Genomic DNA, 16956 nt, shown 5'->3' with positions numbered 1-16956 from the left:
AAAGACTCATTGGCAGATGTCTTATTTATTACATTTTAGCTGGTTATAGATAAATATATTTGCGAAAAGGCTTACAATAAAAAACGAATATGAATATGGTGTACGACATTGACATGCTTAGAAATTTCTATGCGAATTTCCCCAGAAGAGTGGACACAGCCCGCGAACGTATCGGTGGTCGCCCAATGACCTTGGCCGAGAAAATCTTATATGCGCATCTATACGATGAAAGCTCGACTCGCCTTTTCAAAAGAGGTGAGGATTATGTGAATTTCCGTCCCGACCGTGTGGCTATGCAAGATGCCACCGCTCAGATGGCGCTTTTACAATTCATGAACGCCGGAAAAGAAAAATCCGCAGTACCGGCTACCGTGCATTGCGACCATTTGATCCAAGCGAATATGGGAGCCAAAACGGATATCGATACGGCTACCAAAAGCAATAGCGAGGTCTATGATTTCTTGAAATCGGTCTCCGATAAATATGGAATCGGTTTTTGGAAACCCGGAGCAGGCATTATCCATCAAGTGGTATTGGAAAATTATGCGTTTCCCGGCGGTATGATGGTAGGAACTGATTCACATACCCCGAATGCCGGAGGACTTGGAATGGTCGCTATCGGAGTAGGAGGAGCCGATGCCGTGGATGTCATGACCGGAATGGAATGGGAACTGAAGATGCCGAAACTAATTGGTGTTAAGTTAACTGGTAGTTTGAATGGTTGGGCCTCGCCGAAGGACGTGATTCTTAAGCTAGCGGGCATCTTAACCGTAAAAGGTGGAACGAACGCTATCATCGAATATTTCGGTCCGGGCACCGCCTCCATCTCGGCGACCGGAAAAGCTACGATCTGTAATATGGGTGCCGAGGTAGGAGCGACTACTTCTTTATTCCCATTCGATAATACAATGGCTCAATATCTTCGTGCCACGGGACGTGACGAGGTAGCGAGCTGGGCCGAAGCTATTGGTGAATATCTGGAAGCGGATATGGACGTTCGTGCCGAGCCAGATAAGTTTTACGATCGTGTAATCGTTATTAACCTTTCCGAATTGGAGCCGCATATCAACGGTCCGTTCACGCCGGATGCAGCTACGCCTATCTCGGAGTTTGCCGCAAAAGTAAAAGCGAATGGCTATCCCCGAAAGATGGAGGTCGGATTAATCGGTTCCTGTACCAACTCTTCTTATCAAGATCTAAGCCGTGCGGCATCCATTGCTCGCCAAGCTTATGAGTATAAAATACCGGTAGCGGCACCCTTGATCATCAACCCGGGTTCCGAGCAAATCCGTTATACGGCGGAAAGAGATGGTATTATCGGTGATTTTGAACGGATTGGCGCAACCATTATGGCGAATGCCTGTGGTCCTTGTATCGGACAATGGAAACGTCATACGGATGATAATACCCGTAAGAATTCGATCGTTACATCATTCAATCGTAACTTCGCTAAACGTGCGGACGGTAATCCGAATACACATGCTTTTGTCGCTTCTCCGGAACTGACACTGGCCTTGACCATCGCAGGTGATCTATGTTTCAATCCTTTGACCGATACCTTGAAGACAGAGGATGGTAAGGTTGTGAAACTGAAAGAACCGAAAGGCACGGATTTCCCACCGAAAGGTTTCGAGGTAAAGGATAACGGCTATCTGGCACCTACGGGTAAGAACTTAGTGGTGAACATCGATCCGGAATCCAACCGCCTACAGGCATTAAAGCCTTTCGCTCCTTGGAACGGGGAGGATTTCACGGATATGCCCCTTCTTATCAAGGCTGAAGGCAAATGTACGACGGATCATATCTCGATGGCCGGTCCATGGTTACGTTTCCGTGGGCATTTAGAAAATATATCGGATAATATGTTGATGGGAGCCGTTAACGCTTTCAACGGGAAGACAAACTCTGTATTGAACCAACTGAACAATGAATACGAGGCGGTCTCCGCTGTAGCGAAACAATACAAGGCAAATGGTATTTCCTCGATCGTTGTAGCGGAAGAAAACTACGGTGAAGGCTCTTCCCGGGAACATGCGGCCATGGAGCCTCGCTTCCTAAATGTAAAAGTGATCCTAGCCAAGAGTTTTGCCCGTATCCACGAGACAAACTTGAAGAAACAAGGAATGTTAGCATTGACTTTCGCCGATAAGGAGGATTACAGCAAGATCCGTGAGAATGACCATATCTCGATCATCGGATTGAAAGATTTCCAGCCGGGCAAACCGTTGACGGCCGTTCTTCTTCATGCGGATGGCACGCAAGAGTCGTTCCCGGTGAACCATACGTATAATGATTTACAAATTAAATGGTTCAAGGCGGGTTCCGCTTTAAATACAGCTCACTAAGACAAACAAAAAAATCTTGATATCATGAGTAAGATAACAAAGAAAGGTAATCATATTTTCGTTCCGGATCACGTGACGATCCCTTATATTGAAGGAGATGGCGTGGGTTCTGAAATCACTCCCGTTAGCCAGAAGATCGTAAACGCAGCCATTAAGCAAGCTTACAACGGAACACGTACCATCGAATGGAAAGAGGTCTTGGCCGGCGAAAAGGCATTTAAGCAAACCAGAAGCTGGCTTCCCGATGAGACTATGGAAGCGTTCCGTGAATACATCGTCGGTATTAAGGGACCGTTGACGACTCCAATTGGTGGAGGTATCCGTTCATTAAATGTGGCCCTCCGTCAGACGTTGGATTTATATGTTTGTCTCCGTCCGGTACGTTGGTTCAAAGGAGTCGTATCTCCGGTAAAGGAGCCGCAGAAAGTGAATATGTATATCTTCCGTGAGAATACGGAAGATATCTATGCCGGAATCGAATGGCAACAAGGGACTCCGGAGGCACAAAAGTTATTGAAGTTCCTCACCGAGGAAATGGGAGTGAAGAAAATACGTTTCCCGAAAACTTCCTCTTTCGGTATCAAGCCGGTTTCCGTGGAAGGCACGGAGCGTCTGGTGCGTGCCGCTATCGAATACGCGATATTGCATCAGTTACCGAGCGTGACTTTGGTACACAAAGGCAACATCATGAAATTCACGGAAGGTGGTTTCAAACTATGGGGATACGCTTTAGCGGAACGGGAGTTTGCGGATCTCACTTTCACATGGCCTCAATATGAGAAGATCAAGAAAGAGCAAGGCGAGGAAGCGGCCAATACCGCCTTAGTGGAAGCTTCAAAGGCCGGTAAGATCATTATCAAGGATGTCATAGCCGATGCTTTCTTGCAAAACACTCTATTAATTCCGGAAGAATATTCCGTGATCGCTACCTTGAACCTGAACGGCGATTATATCTCCGATCAATTAGCAGCGATGGTAGGTGGCATTGGCATTGCTCCCGGCGCTAATATCAACTATAACAGTGGTCATGCGATCTTCGAGGCAACACATGGAACTGCTCCGAATATCGCAGGAAAGAATCTCGTAAACCCCTCTTCCTTATTATTATCATCCGTGATGATGCTGGAATATATGGGATGGAGTGATGCGGCTAACCTGATTACATCCGCTATGGAGCAAGCTTTCTCCGCTGGAGAGGCCACTCATGACTTGGCTCGTTTTATGCCGAACGGCAAATCTCTCGGCACCAAAGAATTTGGTGATCGTATCATCTCTATTATCGAAACAATTAAATTAGTATAGTCATGTTGAAGAAAGAATATTTAATTTACAAATTGTCCGAGGCTGCCAGAGAGGCTTGCAAGATTGACAACGAACTTTTCCCAATGTATAATGTGAAACGTGGCCTTCGTAACGAGGATGGTAGCGGCGTGTTAGTAGGATTGACCCAAGTCGGTAATGTAGTAGGATACGAACGCTTGCCAGAGGGCGGTCTTAAAGCGATCCCCGGTAAGTTATTCTATAGAGGTTACGACGTAGAGGATTTAGCGCGTGATTTCATCAAGGAAAAACGGTTCGGTTTTGAGGAAGTGGCTTATTTATTACTTTCTGGTAAACTCCCCGATAAAGAGGAATTATCAGCCTTTAAAGAACTGTTGAACGATAATATGCCCTTGGAGCAAAAGACCAAGATGAATATTCTGGATCTGGAAGGACAGAACATCATGAATATATTGGCTCGTAGCGTATTGGAGATGTATACCTTCGACGCAAACCCGGACGACACTTCCCGAGATAACTTAATGCGCCAATCTATTGAATTGATCTCTAAGTTCCCGACGATTATCGCTTATGCGTACAATATTTATCGTCATAGCACACAGGGGCGTTCTTTACATATCCGTCATCCGCACGAGAACTTATCGATCGCGGAAAACTTCCTTCACATGCTGAAACGTGATTTCACGGATCTGGACGCACGTACGTTGGATTTGCTCTTGGTATTGCAAGCGGAACATGGCGGTGGTAATAACTCTACGTTCACGGTACGCGTCACTAGTTCTACGGGAACGGATACGTACTCATCTATCGCAGCTGGTATCGGCTCATTGAAAGGCCCGTTGCACGGAGGTGCCAATATTCAGGTAGTAGATATGTTCCATCATTTGAAAGAGAATATCGCGGATTGGAAGAACGTGGACGAGATCGATACTTATTTCATGCGGATGCTTAACAAAGAGGCTTATAACAAGACAGGCTTGATTTATGGTATCGGCCATGCGGTCTATACGATTTCCGATCCCCGTGCGGTTGTATTAAAGGAACTAGCTCGTGATCTGGCAAAAGAGAAAGGTCGCTCTGAGGAATTCGCCTTCCTTGAGTTATTAGAGGAAAGAGCGATCGAATGTTTCGCCAAGCATAAAGGAACTAAGAAACGGGTTTCCTCGAACGTGGACTTCTATTCCGGATTCGTTTATGAGATGATCGGTTTGCCACAGGAAATCTATACGCCTTTATTCGCCATGGCCCGAATCGTGGGTTGGACCGCTCACCGTATCGAGGAGTTGAACTTTGACGGAAAACGCATCATCCGTCCGGCTTACAAGAACGTTTTGGACGATCGGGAATATATCTCCATCAACGAGCGATAACACTAAAAAAATCATAGTTATGTTTTCTTTCATTCATAGTTATAAGTTGAAGGATTCATAACTATGATTTTTTAGCATGCTCAGGCTTATAATAAGATCCTACATAAAACCCTTAAAATGTAAATTTCTCAAGTTTCATCGCACCTAATCCTTGCAATTTAGGAACCAACGTTACGAAATGCTCCGCTTTTTCGTGACCTGATAAGGATTCAGCGTCTTTCCACGTCTCACAAATCATCAATACATCACTACGGGTAGCGCTCTCGAAAATATCATAAGCAATACAGCCATTGTCTTTCAAAGACTTTTCAACCAATTCTTTCGCTGTCTCCAATGCGGCGGGACGATTCTCCTCACTTACTTGAATAAATACATTTAGTCTAATCATACTCATAATTGTTTTAAGAATGTTACATACTTGATCAAAAGTACAGCACAAATATAGAAATAAACCCGTATATTTGTCATTCGAAACGTATAATTAACAGCATGAAGGAATCTGTTCGTATTCTTCGTTTCGCCATTGTAGGTTCTTCTAACGCTTTGATCACCGCATTGGTAATCTGGATATTAATGGATATTCTGGATTGTAATTATTTGTGGTCGAACATGGCTGGATATGTGGCTGCCTTGGTGAATAACTTCTTTTGGAGTAAATACTGGGTATTTTCTTCCGGGAAAGGTAATTTCTGGAAGGAGATTCCTTTATTCCTAATCGCTTTTGGTTGCGCTTACGCTACTCAATTCATATTCTTGCTTTTAATGGTGGAGGTGATCGATCTAAATGAATATTTGGGTCAGTTCCTTGGACTTTTCGTTTACGGAGCCGTTAATTTTATGATGAATAAAAGGCTTACTTTTAAGAGCTAGAATCCGATAAATCGTATCAAAGGAAGTGGTATAGTACGCCATTAGTGGTGAAGGTCAACGCGACTACTCGCATAAGCCTTCACCACTAATGGCGTTGACCATCGGGACTAGTCGCATGAGCCATCGAGACATAATCGTGCTGAATCGCTAACGGGTAAGGCTCGTAAACTGCTTCCCGAGTCTGTAAAGATAGAAAGCTAGATGCGTAAAAGCGAATACGAATGAGATAATCAATAAGACTTTGCTCTCGCCCCATCCCACGGTTTGCTGGTGCCAAAGCCCCGTAATCACGCAAAGCACGGATAGGGTAATACCGATCATATCCAATGTGGTCTGTCCCGAGCGATGTTTCTGCATATGTTCCAGTTTGCTATGTTTGATTCCATAGCAGACATATATATCCAGACCGATTAACATCCATAATACCAAACGAATCCATGTATCAGCCGGGAGAAAAAGCATCATCACCAGACAAGTTATGATACCGGCGATAGGCACGAACGGAACCAACGGGGTCTTGAAAGACCGGGGAGCGTCCGGCATTGTCTTACGGACAATCAATACCCCGGCGCAAACTAGCGTAAAAGCGAACAAAGTCCCGATACTACACATCTCGCCCGCTACGCTCGCCGGAACGAAAGCGGCCAATGTACCGACCAATAACATAAACAGGAAATTACTTCGTGCCGGCGTGCGGAATTTCTCATGGATATGGGAAAAGAGGGGAGGAAGCAGTCCATCCCGGCTCATACTCAAGAATACACGGCTCTGTCCTAATAACGTTACCATGATAACCGAGCAATATCCCAGTAAAATAGCTACTACGATCGCACGGTTCATCCAAGGGTAATCCGGACGGATCACACCGGAAGCGTCTATTTGTCCCATATGATCGATAGCGATCGCCACGGGAGCGATCCCATTCTGGCCGGCAAACGCTGAGTAATGTACGACTCCGGTCATCACGTGGGCGAACAACATATATAATATAGTACAAACCACTAATGACATCAAGATCCCGATCGGCATATCCCGTTTCGGGTTCTTGGTTTCCTGCGCTGCCGTACTTACAGCGTCGAAACCGAGGAAAGCAAAGAATACGATAGCCGCCCCTCGTAGGATACCGGAAAATCCGAACTCGCCTAGAGTCCCTGTATTAGTGGGGATATAAGGCGTATAATTCTCCATACGGATATATTTCCATCCCAAGACTACGAACACCAAGACTACGGAGACTTTCAAGAATACGATGATCCCATTGAAGATAGAACTGCCTTCCGTTCCTCGTATCAACAAAATACTCATTAACACCACGATCAAAAAAGCCGGGATATTCACGATACCGCCATCCCAAGGGCAAGCCGTCAAGGCTTGCGGTAAATGTACTCCGAATCCTTCCAGAAAAACGACCAAATACCGACTCCAACTTATGCTAACGGTCGTAGCGGCCACGCAGTACTCGAGCACCAAATCCCAACCGATAATCCAAGCGACCAACTCACCCATCGTGGCGTACGAGTAGGTGTATGCGCTACCTGCCACCGGGATCATGGATGCGAACTCGGCATAACATAACCCGGCGAAACAACAGCCCAAGGCGGCGATAGCGAAAGATAAAGTAATGGCAGGCCCCGTATACCCGGCGGCTACCGCGCCCGTAATGGAGAACAGTCCGGCGCCGATGATAACACCGACACCTAAGGCGATCAAACTCCACGGGCCAAGGATACGCTTCAGCGATTTACTGCCCGAATCATTCGCCTCGGTCATCAAATCCGCTAAAGGCTTCTTAATAAATAAACCCATCTGTATAGATTAAAAAATTAGTAATTGGGCGTAAAGGTAGGAATTTTTATTATGTTTGCCGAAAAGTAAAAGCAAGGACAGAAACAAACAAGAAAATAAACAGACAACTAAATAATGAAACAATTGACAGCCTGCTGCGGATTAGATTGCGAAAGTTGCGATGCCCGCATAGCCACAGTTAAGAATGATGATGTGCTAAGAGAAAAAACCGCCCAGAAGTGGAGCGCCATGAACAATGCGCCCGAAATTACAGCCGCAACTATAAACTGTATGGGTTGTCGTGCGGACGGAGTGAAATTTGCGTATTGCAGTGATTATTGTGAAATACGCAAATGTGTATCCGGAAAAGGCTTTAATACATGTGGCGATTGTGATGAATTGGATAGTTGCCAGATAGTCGGCGCGGTCCTTCAGCATGCTCCCGGCGCAAGAGAAAATCTAGTGTAGAAGCAATAAAAGATGAACCTCTGACATATCCGATCCTAATTCCGTATCGGCAACCGTTCCCAAAGCCATTCTGGGATCAGTCTCCAGAAAAAGACAAGGATAGCGTATCTCCAATCGATGATCGCCCTTCTCTTTTTCCGGTCGATAGCGTTGGCGATACGCAGGGCGGCGTATTGGGGAGACATCAGCATAGGATAATTCCTGCCGTCTTTCAATAAATCCGTACGGACAAATCCCGGACGGATATCCGTAAATGTAATAGGCCATTTCTCCATACGGGAAAGTTGGGCTAAAGCGTCTATATAAATATTTTGGTATCGTTTGGTAGCCGAGTAGGAGGGAGCGACCCCTAATCCTTTGGTTCCGGCAATAGAGCTGATTACAGATATATGCCCACCACCTTGACTGGAAAAATAACGATAAGCAGCTAGTACCATACGTGTAAAACCCGTCACATTCGTCTGTATCGTAGCTTGTTCAATGGAAGTGTCTAAGTATTTATTCTGGTTGCCGATCCCTGAACTCAGCAGGAAGATGTCCATTCCTCCCAAATCACGGATTAATTCGTCTAAACGATCAGCGGCATCCTCGGCAGTCACGTCCAACTGCTTTATCCGGATATGCTCCGGATCTTGCTTACGAAACTCCTCCAACCGATCAACCCGACGGCCAGCCAATCCCAGTTGATATCCTCGTTTCCAATAAATCTTAGCAACCTCATAGCCGATACCGGAGGTAGCGCCAATAATGATAATTCGTTTGACCATAATACTTGATACAATAAATTAACAATAAAGATAAACAAAATTCTCATACTAAGCTCTATCTTTGTCACCCATCTTTTAAATTTAACACATAAATCCATGAACAACGCAACAACACAGTCACATATCGTGTGGCTCGATGTAATACGAACCGTAGCTATGCTGATGGTTATTGGAGTACATTGTATAGATCCTTTTTATATCTCACCTACACTCGGAAGTTTACCGGAATATAAACATTGGGCCGCTGTTTACGGCTCTCTTTTACGGCCCTCTGTTCCTCTTTTCGTTATGATGACGGGACTTTTACTATTGCCTATACGGGAACAATCTTTAGGTGTTTTCTATAAAAAGAGAATATATAGGGTATTATTTCCTTTTTTGATATGGTCTGTATTATACAATATATTCCCTTGGGTTACAGGGCTATTAGGTTTGCCGAAAGAGATAATCGGTGAGTTTTTCTGCTATGTGCAAGGAAATGAGTCACAATCCTTATCCGACGCATTGAAAGACATCGCCATGATCCCGTTCAATTTCAGTTTTAAGGAAAACCATATGTGGTACATTTATTTACTCATCGGATTGTATCTGTATATGCCATTCTTCTCCGCATGGATCGAGAAGGCGGATCGTTCCAAAGAGAGGGTCTATTTAGGGATATGGTTCGTATCTCTTTTCTTGCCTTATATGTCTGCCTATATCAGCAAATATTTATACGGGGAAGCGACGTGGAATCAATTCGGCATGTTTTATTATTTCGCAGGATTCAACGGATATCTCCTATTAGGACATTACTTAAAACAAGGTAATAATTGGAATATTTGGAAAACCTTCGCTATTTGCGCAGCCATGTTTGTGGTTGGTTATGCCATAACCTATTGTGGATTCAGTTCGGCCGCAGCGAATCCCGAGGCAACAGAATTGGATATGGAGTTATTTTTCACCTTCTGTAGTCCGAATGTAGTCTTAATGACGGCAGCTGTATTTATTCTTCTTCAAAAGGTACGTATTCATAATACTCTCATAGCTAAAAAACTATCGAAAATATCCAAATATGGTTTCGGAATCTATATCGTACATTATTTTGTCGTAGGTCCGATCTTTATCTTGATCGGGAAGTTTGATTTACCGATACCTTTGCAAGTACCCATAATGGCACTTTTGATTTTCATAATCTCATGGGCGTTTACTTGGTTCATGTACCGTATATTAGGTGAACGAGCTAAATGGATCATGGGATGAAACTCTTTCGTATACTGCAACCCGCCTTGCCGTGTTACTGCACGCCTATTGTAGTAACACGGCTAAAATACCATAAAACTCCTTGCAATCCCCATCTGTTTCGTTATATTTGCTACAATTTATAAACATAAAATAAAACGCTATGTCAGTAAAATCTTATATCGAATCCAATAAGGATCGTTTTCTTGAAGAATTGTTCTCTTTAATCCGCATTCCGTCAATCAGCGCCAAGCATGAGAATAAGCCGGACATGTTGACATGTGCCCAGCGTTGGACTGAGGTGCTGTTGTCTTCCGGTGCGGATAAGGCCGAGGTAATGCCTACGAAAGGCAATCCTGTCGTATACGCCGAGAAAATGGTATCTCCCAATGCTCCGACCGTATTGGTTTACGCTCATTACGACGTGATGCCTGCCGAACCACTAGAACTGTGGAAGAGTGAACCTTTCGAGCCGGTGATCCGGGACGGACGCATTTGGGCCCGTGGAGCAGACGATGATAAGGGACAGGGTATGATTCAAGTAAAAGGTTTTGAGACAGCGATTAAAGAAGGTTTGTTACAGTGTAACGTGAAGTTTATTTTCGAAGGAGAGGAGGAGATAGGTTCTCCTAGCTTGGAAGATTTTTGCCGGGAACATAAAGAATTATTGAAAGCGGATGTAATCCTCGTTTCCGATACAAGCATGGTCAGCGCTGAAACACCGTCGCTCACGACAGGCTTACGTGGTTTGGCTTACTGGGAAATAGAAGTAACCGGACCGAACCGCGATTTGCATTCCGGTCATTTTGGCGGAGCCGTAGCGAATCCGATCAATGTACTTTGCAAATTGATGGCAGATATCACCGACGTGGATGGACGCATCACGATCCCGGGTTTTTATGACGACGTGGAGGATGTATCTCCCGCAGAACGGGAGATGATCGCCCAAATCCCATTCGACGAGGAAAAATATAAGAAAGCGATCGGGGTAGACGCTCTTTTCGGAGAGAAAGGCTATTCTACGCTAGAACGTAATAGTTGTCGGCCTTCTTTCGATATCTGTGGTATTTGGGGCGGATATACGGGGGAAGGAAGCAAAACTGTATTGCCTTCAAAGGCTTATGCCAAGGTTTCCACTCGTTTGGTTCCACACCAAGATCATGCCAAGATCTCCCAAATGTTTGAGGAGTATATAGCTCGTGTGACCCCACCTTATGTTAAAGTGAAAGTTACGCCCAGCCATGGCGGGCAAGGATATGTTTGTCCGATAGACTTGCCAGCTTATCAAGCGGCAGAAAAGGCTGTTGGCATCGCATTCGGGAAGAAACCGTTGGCGGTTCGTCGCGGAGGTAGCATTCCTATTATCTCTACATTCGAGCAGGTATTAGGTATCAAGACCGTACTGATGGGATTCGGCTTGGAGCAAAACGCGATCCATTCGCCCAACGAGAGTCAGGAGTTGGATATCTTCTTCAAGGGAATCGAGTCGGTAGCGGAATTCTACCGTTTATATAAATAAGAAGGAAGAAGATGAGTATATTAATAAAGAATGTTCTGTTTAACGATAGGACGATTGATATCTATATCGAAGGAAAAGAGATCAAGCAAATAGGAGAGGGCTTGTCTTTTCCTGCCGATAAGATACTGGATGGTAGCCGTAAAGCCGTCATTCCCGGTTTCGTGAACGCTCATACACATGCTGCCATGACTTTGTTCCGCGGCTTCGGCGATGATATGCCGCTTATGCCATGGCTTGAGCAAAAGATCTGGCCGAATGAGGCGAAAATGACCCGTGAGGATGTATATTGGGGAGCGAAATTAGCGTGCTTGGAAATGATAAAAAGTGGCACGACCACTTTCTTCGACATGTATCAACGCCCTCGTGTCACGGCCGATGTGACGGAGGAGATGGGATTGCGAGGTATCATAGCTGGCGTTTGCTTCGATGGTTTTGATAAAGAAGAGGCGGAGAAATGCAAACGCCATAACGAACGACTGATCCAAGATGTGGATAACTACAGCAAACGGGTTCGCTTCTCGATCGGGCCGCACGCCATCTATACCGTTTCCGGTGAGCTTCTGAAATGGGCGCATCGGTTCGCTATGGAACATCAAATCCCGATCCATCTGCATCTAGCAGAGACAGAGGGGGAAGTGAAAGACTCTCTCGATAGATTCGGACTCACTCCTGTACGTTATTTATATAAGTTAGGTGTGCTTTCTCCACGTTTGATTATCGCTCACGGAATTTACATCGATGATGACGAGCTTCGCATGTTGGCCGATCACGAGGTGAAAGTCGTACATAACCCGGCCTCAAACATGAAACTGGCTTCCGGTATTCATTTTAAGTTTAAGGAAATGCGCCAATTGGGTATTACCGTGGGATTGGGAACGGACGGTTGTTCCTCTTCCAATAACTTGGATATGATCGAGGCGATGAAGCTGGCTTCCCTGTTAGGAAAAGCTTGGCGAAAGGATCCCGAAGCCTTGACCGCAAATGAGATGCTGCAAGCCGCTACTGCGGAAGGAGCCGCTATGTTCGGTTTAAAAGCCGGGCAGATCAAGGAAGGGTATTTAGCCGATCTATGTTTGATAGATCTCAACACCCCCGCTTTTACCCCGAACTTCAATTTCGTCTCAAATCTTGTATACGCCGCCAACGGCAGTTGCGTGGATACCGTTATCTGTGATGGTAAAATATTGATGGAGAATAAGAAGGTACCGGGAGAGGACGAGATTATGGAGAAAGCGACAGAGATAGCTTATAACTTGATGAAACGTTAAATTGATTAAATATGGAAATGATTAAAACCGAACAATATCGGGAAGCGGCCGCCTATTTAGCTAGCCGGATCGAAGGTAACCCGGAGACCGCCATTATCCTTGGTAGTGGCTTAGGCTCTTTAGCCGATCAAATAACAGATCCTATAGTGATACCTTATGCGGAGATCCCACATTTTATGAAATCTACCGCTACCGGGCATAAGGGGAATTTTATTTGTGGCAAACTAGGGGATAAGCAAGTCTTGGCTATGCAAGGCCGTTTTCATTACTATGAGGGTTACACGATGCAACAGGTGACTTTCCCCGTACGTGTGATGAAACTCTTAGGGATCAAGAACCTTTTGGTCTCGAACGCCGCCGGAGGTATCAATAATACGTTCAAGGTAGGTGATTTGATGATCATCCGGGATCATATCAATATGATGCCGAACCCATTGATCGGTCCGAACAATGAGGATTTCGGCACTCGTTTCCCGGATATGACACGTGCTTATGATCGTGAATTTATCCGCTATGTGGAAGAAATAGCCGCCTCCCGATCTATCCCGTTAAAGAAAGGTGTATATGTAGGTTTGACAGGCCCTTCCTTCGAGACTCCTTCCGAGTACGCTTTCTATGGAAAAGTCGGGGGAGATGCGATCGGCATGAGTACGGTACCGGAAGTAATCGTGGCACGTCATGCGGGCTTGCGTGTATTCGGTATGTCTGTCATCACGAACGAAGGTTATCACTTCGCTGACGACTTTGTAAATGATGGTGCCGATGTTATCGTAGCGGCTAATAAAGCAGCATCTGTTATGACACAACTATTTAGGGAATTGGTCAAAAAAATCTAATAAAAAAGTAGCGCAAAGGCTTGGTGGTTTCAATGAAATCACTACCTTTGCACTCGCAATCGAGAACAAAGCGGTTGCATATGCGGAAGTAGCTCAGTTGGTAGAGCATAACCTTGCCAAGGTTAGGGTCGCGGGTTCGAGTCCCGTCTTCCGCTCTTTCTCGTATTGATTGCCCAGGTGGCGGAATTGGTAGACGCGTTCGTTTCAGGTGCGAGTGGTTTTGCGATCGTGCAGGTTCGAGTCCTGTTCTGGGCACCCTTTCTAAAATGCGCAGGTGGTGGAATTGGTAGACACGCTACTTTGAGGGGGTAGTGCCGGTTACGGCGTGTGAGTTCAAGTCTCATCCTGCGTACTTAAGTAAAAAAAGAAATAAGAGCATGATCTGTTCAATTAGGTCATGCTTTTTTTGTGTGTCAAAATGACAGACGAATAAGATGGACGAACATAAAAAAAGCCGGACTCACGCCCGGCTTCTATATTCATAGACAAACTTATTCAGCATCTTTCTTTTTTATCGAAGTCGTGATTTTCTGCTCTTCCTTATCAAAGTCTACGATAATCGTATCGCCTTCACCTACTGAAGCACGGATAATCATCTCCGCCATCTCATCTTCCAGATACTTCTGGATCGCACGCTTCAACGGACGGGCACCGAATTGGACATCGTAGCCTTTTGTGGCAATGAAATCTTTTGCCTCGTCTGTGATCGACAACTCATAGCCCAGATTTGATACACGCTGATACAGACCCTGTAACTCAATATCGATAATCTTATGAATAGCGGCTTTATCAAGCTGATCGAACATAATGATATCATCCACACGGTTCAAGAACTCTGGAGCAAACGCTTTATTCAACGCTTTCTGGATCACGCTACGGGAGAAATCCTTATCCGGCTCACCGGCCATCTGGGTATTGAAACCAACGCCACGACCAAAATCTTTCAATTGCCGGGTACCGATATTGGAAGTCATGATCAAGATCGTATTCTTGAAGTCAATACGTCTACCCAGACTATCCGTCAAACGGCCTTCATCCAAGACTTGCAACAGCAAGTTAAATACATCCGGATGCGCTTTCTCGATTTCGTCCAATAAGACCACCGAATAGGGCTTGCGACGTACTTTCTCCGTTAACTGACCACCTTCCTCGTAACCAACGTATCCGGGAGGCGCTCCGATCAAACGGGAAACAGCGAATTTCTCCAAGTATTCACTCATATCGATACGTACCAAAGAATCCGCCGAATCAAATAGATATTCAGCAAGCTTCTTGGCCAAGTGAGTCTTACCTACACCCGTCGGTCCTAGGAACATAAAAGTTCCGATCGGCTTATTCGGATCTTTCAAGCCGACACGGTTACGTTGAATTGCCTTTACGATCTTTTGAACAGCATCATCCTGCCCAACCACCTTACTTTTCAATACGTCCGCCATTTCCAGAAGCTTGACATTCTCTGCCTTAGCGATACGTTGAACAGGTACACCGGACATCATGGCAACAACTTCAGCGACCTTCTCTTCATCAACGGTCTCCCGATGTTCTTGAAGCTCTTGTTCCCATTTAGCTTTCGCAGCCTCCAGTTGCAATAAATACTGACGCTCCTTATCGCGGAAACTTGCGGCTAACTCAAAGTTCTGAGATTTCACGGCCGCTAATTTCTCATTCTTCGTATCCTCGATCTTTGCCTCAAGCTCTTCGATACTTTTCGGAACAATGATATTAGATATATGTACACGGGAACCGGCCTCGTCTAAAGCATCGATCGCCTTATCTGGGAAATTACGGTCACTGATATATCTTTCTGTCAATTTTACACACGCTTGTAAAGCATCTTCAGTATAGATCACGTTATGGTGCTCCTCATAACGAGGTTTGATATTACGCAAGATCTGCAAAGTTTCTTCCGCCGTAGTCGGATCAACGATCACTTTCTGGAAACGACGTTCCAACGCACCGTCTTTCTCGATATTCTTACGATATTCATCCAAAGTAGTAGCGCCAATGCATTGAATCTCACCACGAGCCAACGCAGGTTTCAGCATATTCGCCGCATCCATAGATCCGGAAGCGGAACCAGCGCCAACAATCGTATGAATCTCATCGATAAAGAGGATGATATTCGGGTTCTTCGATAACTCATTCAAGATAGCCTTAATACGTTCCTCGAATTGTCCGCGGTATTTTGTACCGGCGACAATAGAAGCCATATCCAAGCTAATCACACGCTTATCGAATAACACCCGGGAAACCTTACGCTGAATAATGCGTAAAGCTAATCCCTCTACGATAGCCGACTTACCCACACCCGGCTCACCAATCAATACCGGATTATTTTTCTTCCTACGGCTTAATATCTGGGCCAAACGCTCGATTTCCTTCTCACGTCCCACAATCGGATCTAGACGGTTTTCTGCGGCGGCACGTGTCATATCCGTTCCGAAGTTATCCAGAACAGGTGTATCATTAGGGGATTTCGGTTGAGCGGCTCCCGCTCCAGTACCGGAAGAGGGGCGAGATGCCTCACGACGAGAAGAGAAACCTTCGTCCTCGTCATCTTCGTCATCATCCGTATATCCGTCGCTGATCTCGTCGAATTCCTCCATATTGTTCAAACCGGTTCCGCTTACTAATATATTATATGCGGAACGATAAGTAATACCCGCATCGTTCAACACCTTGGCAGCAACATTAAACTCCTCTTTCAATATCGCTAATAGAAGATGTTCCGTATCGGTCTCATCTTCCTTGAATAAACGAGATTCCAGCATACTCATACGCAAGACACGTTCTGTAGTCTTACTTATAGCGATCTCATGCTGGACAGAATCCTCAGAATCGAATGTGTTCTTTATTTCTTGCTCAATCTTGCGTTTAATATCCATCGGATCGGTATGTAGCTCTCGCAAGACACGCATTGCCTCGCCTTCGCCTTCCCGGATGATGCCTAGCATCAAATGTTCCGGCCCGATATAGCTATTCTGGAGCCTAGCCGCTTCTTCACGGCTATACTCAATCACGTCAATCAATCTTTTCGAATAATTTTTCATACTATATTATATATGTACTGATTACGCAAAGTTACATAATCTATTCCAACTATCATCAAATTTCGTGCCATTATTCCTTAATAAGCCTTGAAAAGCCCGAAGGCTCAAAATTTCAAGACAAATTCTTTCGTAGTATACGGAAAAACCTTACCTTAGTGCAATTTTTCAGAGGTGAG

13 protein-coding genes and 3 tRNA genes are annotated in these 16956 nt (G+C 45.1%); 12 read left to right on the top strand and 4 right to left on the bottom strand.

What is annotated here, in order from left to right:
- The first annotated feature begins 95 nt into the window (after positions 1 to 95).
- Genes NBH07_RS02665 through NBH07_RS02655 form a run of 3 tightly spaced genes read left to right on the top strand, consistent with a single transcriptional unit; the run spans position 96 to position 4996 of the window.
- Positions 96 to 2345, top strand: coding sequence for an aconitate hydratase (locus NBH07_RS02665; protein WP_009017445.1), 2250 nt, complete (start codon positions 96 to 98; stop codon positions 2343 to 2345).
- A gap of 24 nt (positions 2346 to 2369) precedes the next feature.
- Entirely contained in the window at positions 2370 to 3647 is a 1278-nt protein-coding gene (gene icd / locus NBH07_RS02660) for an NADP-dependent isocitrate dehydrogenase (RefSeq protein WP_009017446.1), read from the top strand.
- 5 nt (positions 3648 to 3652) lie between these two features.
- Positions 3653 to 4996, top strand: a complete 1344-nt coding sequence (locus tag NBH07_RS02655; RefSeq protein ID WP_008772165.1) for a citrate/2-methylcitrate synthase — start codon at positions 3653 to 3655, stop codon at positions 4994 to 4996.
- Positions 4997 to 5108: 112 nt separating this feature from the next.
- On the opposite strand, the gene NBH07_RS02650 is transcribed toward NBH07_RS02655, so the two are convergent.
- On the bottom strand, positions 5109 to 5384 hold the full coding sequence (locus tag NBH07_RS02650) for a putative quinol monooxygenase (protein ID WP_008779876.1): 276 nt from the start codon (positions 5382 to 5384) through the stop codon (positions 5109 to 5111).
- Between the two features lie 101 nt (positions 5385 to 5485).
- Between NBH07_RS02650 and NBH07_RS02645 the strand changes: the two genes are divergently transcribed.
- The gene (locus NBH07_RS02645; protein WP_005856979.1) at positions 5486 to 5866 is read left to right on the top strand and encodes a GtrA family protein; all 381 of its coding nucleotides are present in this window, start codon (positions 5486 to 5488) and stop codon (positions 5864 to 5866) included.
- Between the two features lie 147 nt (positions 5867 to 6013).
- Here the strand turns inward: NBH07_RS02645 and NBH07_RS02640 are convergent, their stop codons facing one another.
- Positions 6014 to 7672, bottom strand: a complete 1659-nt coding sequence (locus tag NBH07_RS02640; RefSeq protein WP_009017447.1) for an amino acid permease — start codon at positions 7670 to 7672, stop codon at positions 6014 to 6016.
- Between the two features lie 114 nt (positions 7673 to 7786).
- Here NBH07_RS02640 and NBH07_RS02635 point away from each other — a divergent pair, with 114 nt between their 5' ends.
- Positions 7787 to 8119 (top strand): DUF3795 domain-containing protein, encoded by a 333-nt coding sequence (locus NBH07_RS02635; protein WP_009017448.1) that lies wholly within the window; start codon positions 7787 to 7789, stop codon positions 8117 to 8119.
- A gap of 35 nt (positions 8120 to 8154) precedes the next feature.
- Here the strand turns inward: NBH07_RS02635 and NBH07_RS02630 are convergent, their stop codons facing one another.
- A complete protein-coding gene (locus tag NBH07_RS02630; RefSeq protein ID WP_009017449.1) occupies positions 8155 to 8886 on the bottom strand; it encodes an SDR family NAD(P)-dependent oxidoreductase in 732 nt (243 codons plus the stop codon).
- Positions 8887 to 8982: 96 nt separating this feature from the next.
- Here NBH07_RS02630 and NBH07_RS02625 point away from each other — a divergent pair, with 96 nt between their 5' ends.
- The 7 genes from NBH07_RS02625 (at position 8983) to NBH07_RS02595 (ending at position 14082) form a co-directional block, all read left to right on the top strand.
- On the top strand, positions 8983 to 10128 hold the full coding sequence (locus NBH07_RS02625) for an acyltransferase (RefSeq protein ID WP_008772162.1): 1146 nt from the start codon (positions 8983 to 8985) through the stop codon (positions 10126 to 10128).
- 142 nt (positions 10129 to 10270) lie between these two features.
- Positions 10271 to 11626 carry a dipeptidase gene (locus tag NBH07_RS02620; protein ID WP_009017450.1) on the top strand — a complete coding sequence of 452 codons (1356 nt, stop codon included), beginning with the start codon at positions 10271 to 10273 and terminating at the stop codon, positions 11624 to 11626.
- A gap of 11 nt (positions 11627 to 11637) precedes the next feature.
- Complete coding sequence (locus tag NBH07_RS02615; RefSeq protein ID WP_008772160.1) at positions 11638 to 12894, top strand: amidohydrolase; 1257 nt, start codon at positions 11638 to 11640, stop codon at positions 12892 to 12894.
- A gap of 11 nt (positions 12895 to 12905) precedes the next feature.
- A complete protein-coding gene (locus tag NBH07_RS02610; RefSeq protein WP_009017451.1) occupies positions 12906 to 13730 on the top strand; it encodes a purine nucleoside phosphorylase I, inosine and guanosine-specific in 825 nt (274 codons plus the stop codon).
- 82 nt (positions 13731 to 13812) lie between these two features.
- Positions 13813 to 13885, top strand: a tRNA-Gly gene (locus tag NBH07_RS02605).
- Positions 13886 to 13901: 16 nt separating this feature from the next.
- Positions 13902 to 13985, top strand: a tRNA-Leu gene (locus tag NBH07_RS02600).
- 13 nt (positions 13986 to 13998) lie between these two features.
- Positions 13999 to 14082: transfer RNA gene (locus NBH07_RS02595), tRNA-Leu, on the top strand.
- A gap of 139 nt (positions 14083 to 14221) precedes the next feature.
- On the opposite strand, the gene NBH07_RS02590 is transcribed toward NBH07_RS02595, so the two are convergent.
- Positions 14222 to 16780 carry an ATP-dependent Clp protease ATP-binding subunit gene (locus NBH07_RS02590; RefSeq protein ID WP_005856963.1) on the bottom strand — a complete coding sequence of 853 codons (2559 nt, stop codon included), beginning with the start codon at positions 16778 to 16780 and terminating at the stop codon, positions 14222 to 14224.
- Between the last annotated feature and the right edge of the window lie 176 nt (positions 16781 to 16956).

It is taken from the genome of Parabacteroides sp. B2-S-102, assembly GCF_023656665.1.
Classification (GTDB): Bacteria; Bacteroidota; Bacteroidia; order Bacteroidales; family Tannerellaceae; genus Parabacteroides; species Parabacteroides distasonis.
This window is presented reverse-complemented; position numbering and strand designations above follow the sequence as displayed.

Excerpts from the sequence above, each read along its gene's own strand:
- NBH07_RS02645 (WP_005856979.1), top strand. The coding sequence starts at position 5,486 with ATGAAGGAATCTGTTCGTATTCTTCGTTTCGCCATTGTAGGTTCTTCT.
- NBH07_RS02635 (WP_009017448.1), top strand. The coding sequence starts at position 7,787 with ATGAAACAATTGACAGCCTGCTGCGGATTAGATTGCGAAAGTTGCGAT.
- NBH07_RS02665 (WP_009017445.1), top strand. The coding sequence starts at position 96 with ATGGTGTACGACATTGACATGCTTAGAAATTTCTATGCGAATTTCCCC.
- NBH07_RS02640 (WP_009017447.1), bottom strand. The coding sequence starts at position 7,672 with ATGGGTTTATTTATTAAGAAGCCTTTAGCGGATTTGATGACCGAGGCG.
- NBH07_RS02630 (WP_009017449.1), bottom strand. The coding sequence starts at position 8,886 with ATGGTCAAACGAATTATCATTATTGGCGCTACCTCCGGTATCGGCTAT.
- NBH07_RS02625 (WP_008772162.1), top strand. The coding sequence starts at position 8,983 with ATGAACAACGCAACAACACAGTCACATATCGTGTGGCTCGATGTAATA.
- NBH07_RS02650 (WP_008779876.1), bottom strand. The coding sequence starts at position 5,384 with ATGATTAGACTAAATGTATTTATTCAAGTAAGTGAGGAGAATCGTCCC.
- NBH07_RS02610 (WP_009017451.1), top strand. The coding sequence starts at position 12,906 with ATGGAAATGATTAAAACCGAACAATATCGGGAAGCGGCCGCCTATTTA.
- NBH07_RS02620 (WP_009017450.1), top strand. The coding sequence starts at position 10,271 with ATGTCAGTAAAATCTTATATCGAATCCAATAAGGATCGTTTTCTTGAA.
- icd (WP_009017446.1), top strand. The coding sequence starts at position 2,370 with ATGAGTAAGATAACAAAGAAAGGTAATCATATTTTCGTTCCGGATCAC.
- NBH07_RS02615 (WP_008772160.1), top strand. The coding sequence starts at position 11,638 with ATGAGTATATTAATAAAGAATGTTCTGTTTAACGATAGGACGATTGAT.
- NBH07_RS02590 (WP_005856963.1), bottom strand. The coding sequence starts at position 16,780 with ATGAAAAATTATTCGAAAAGATTGATTGACGTGATTGAGTATAGCCGT.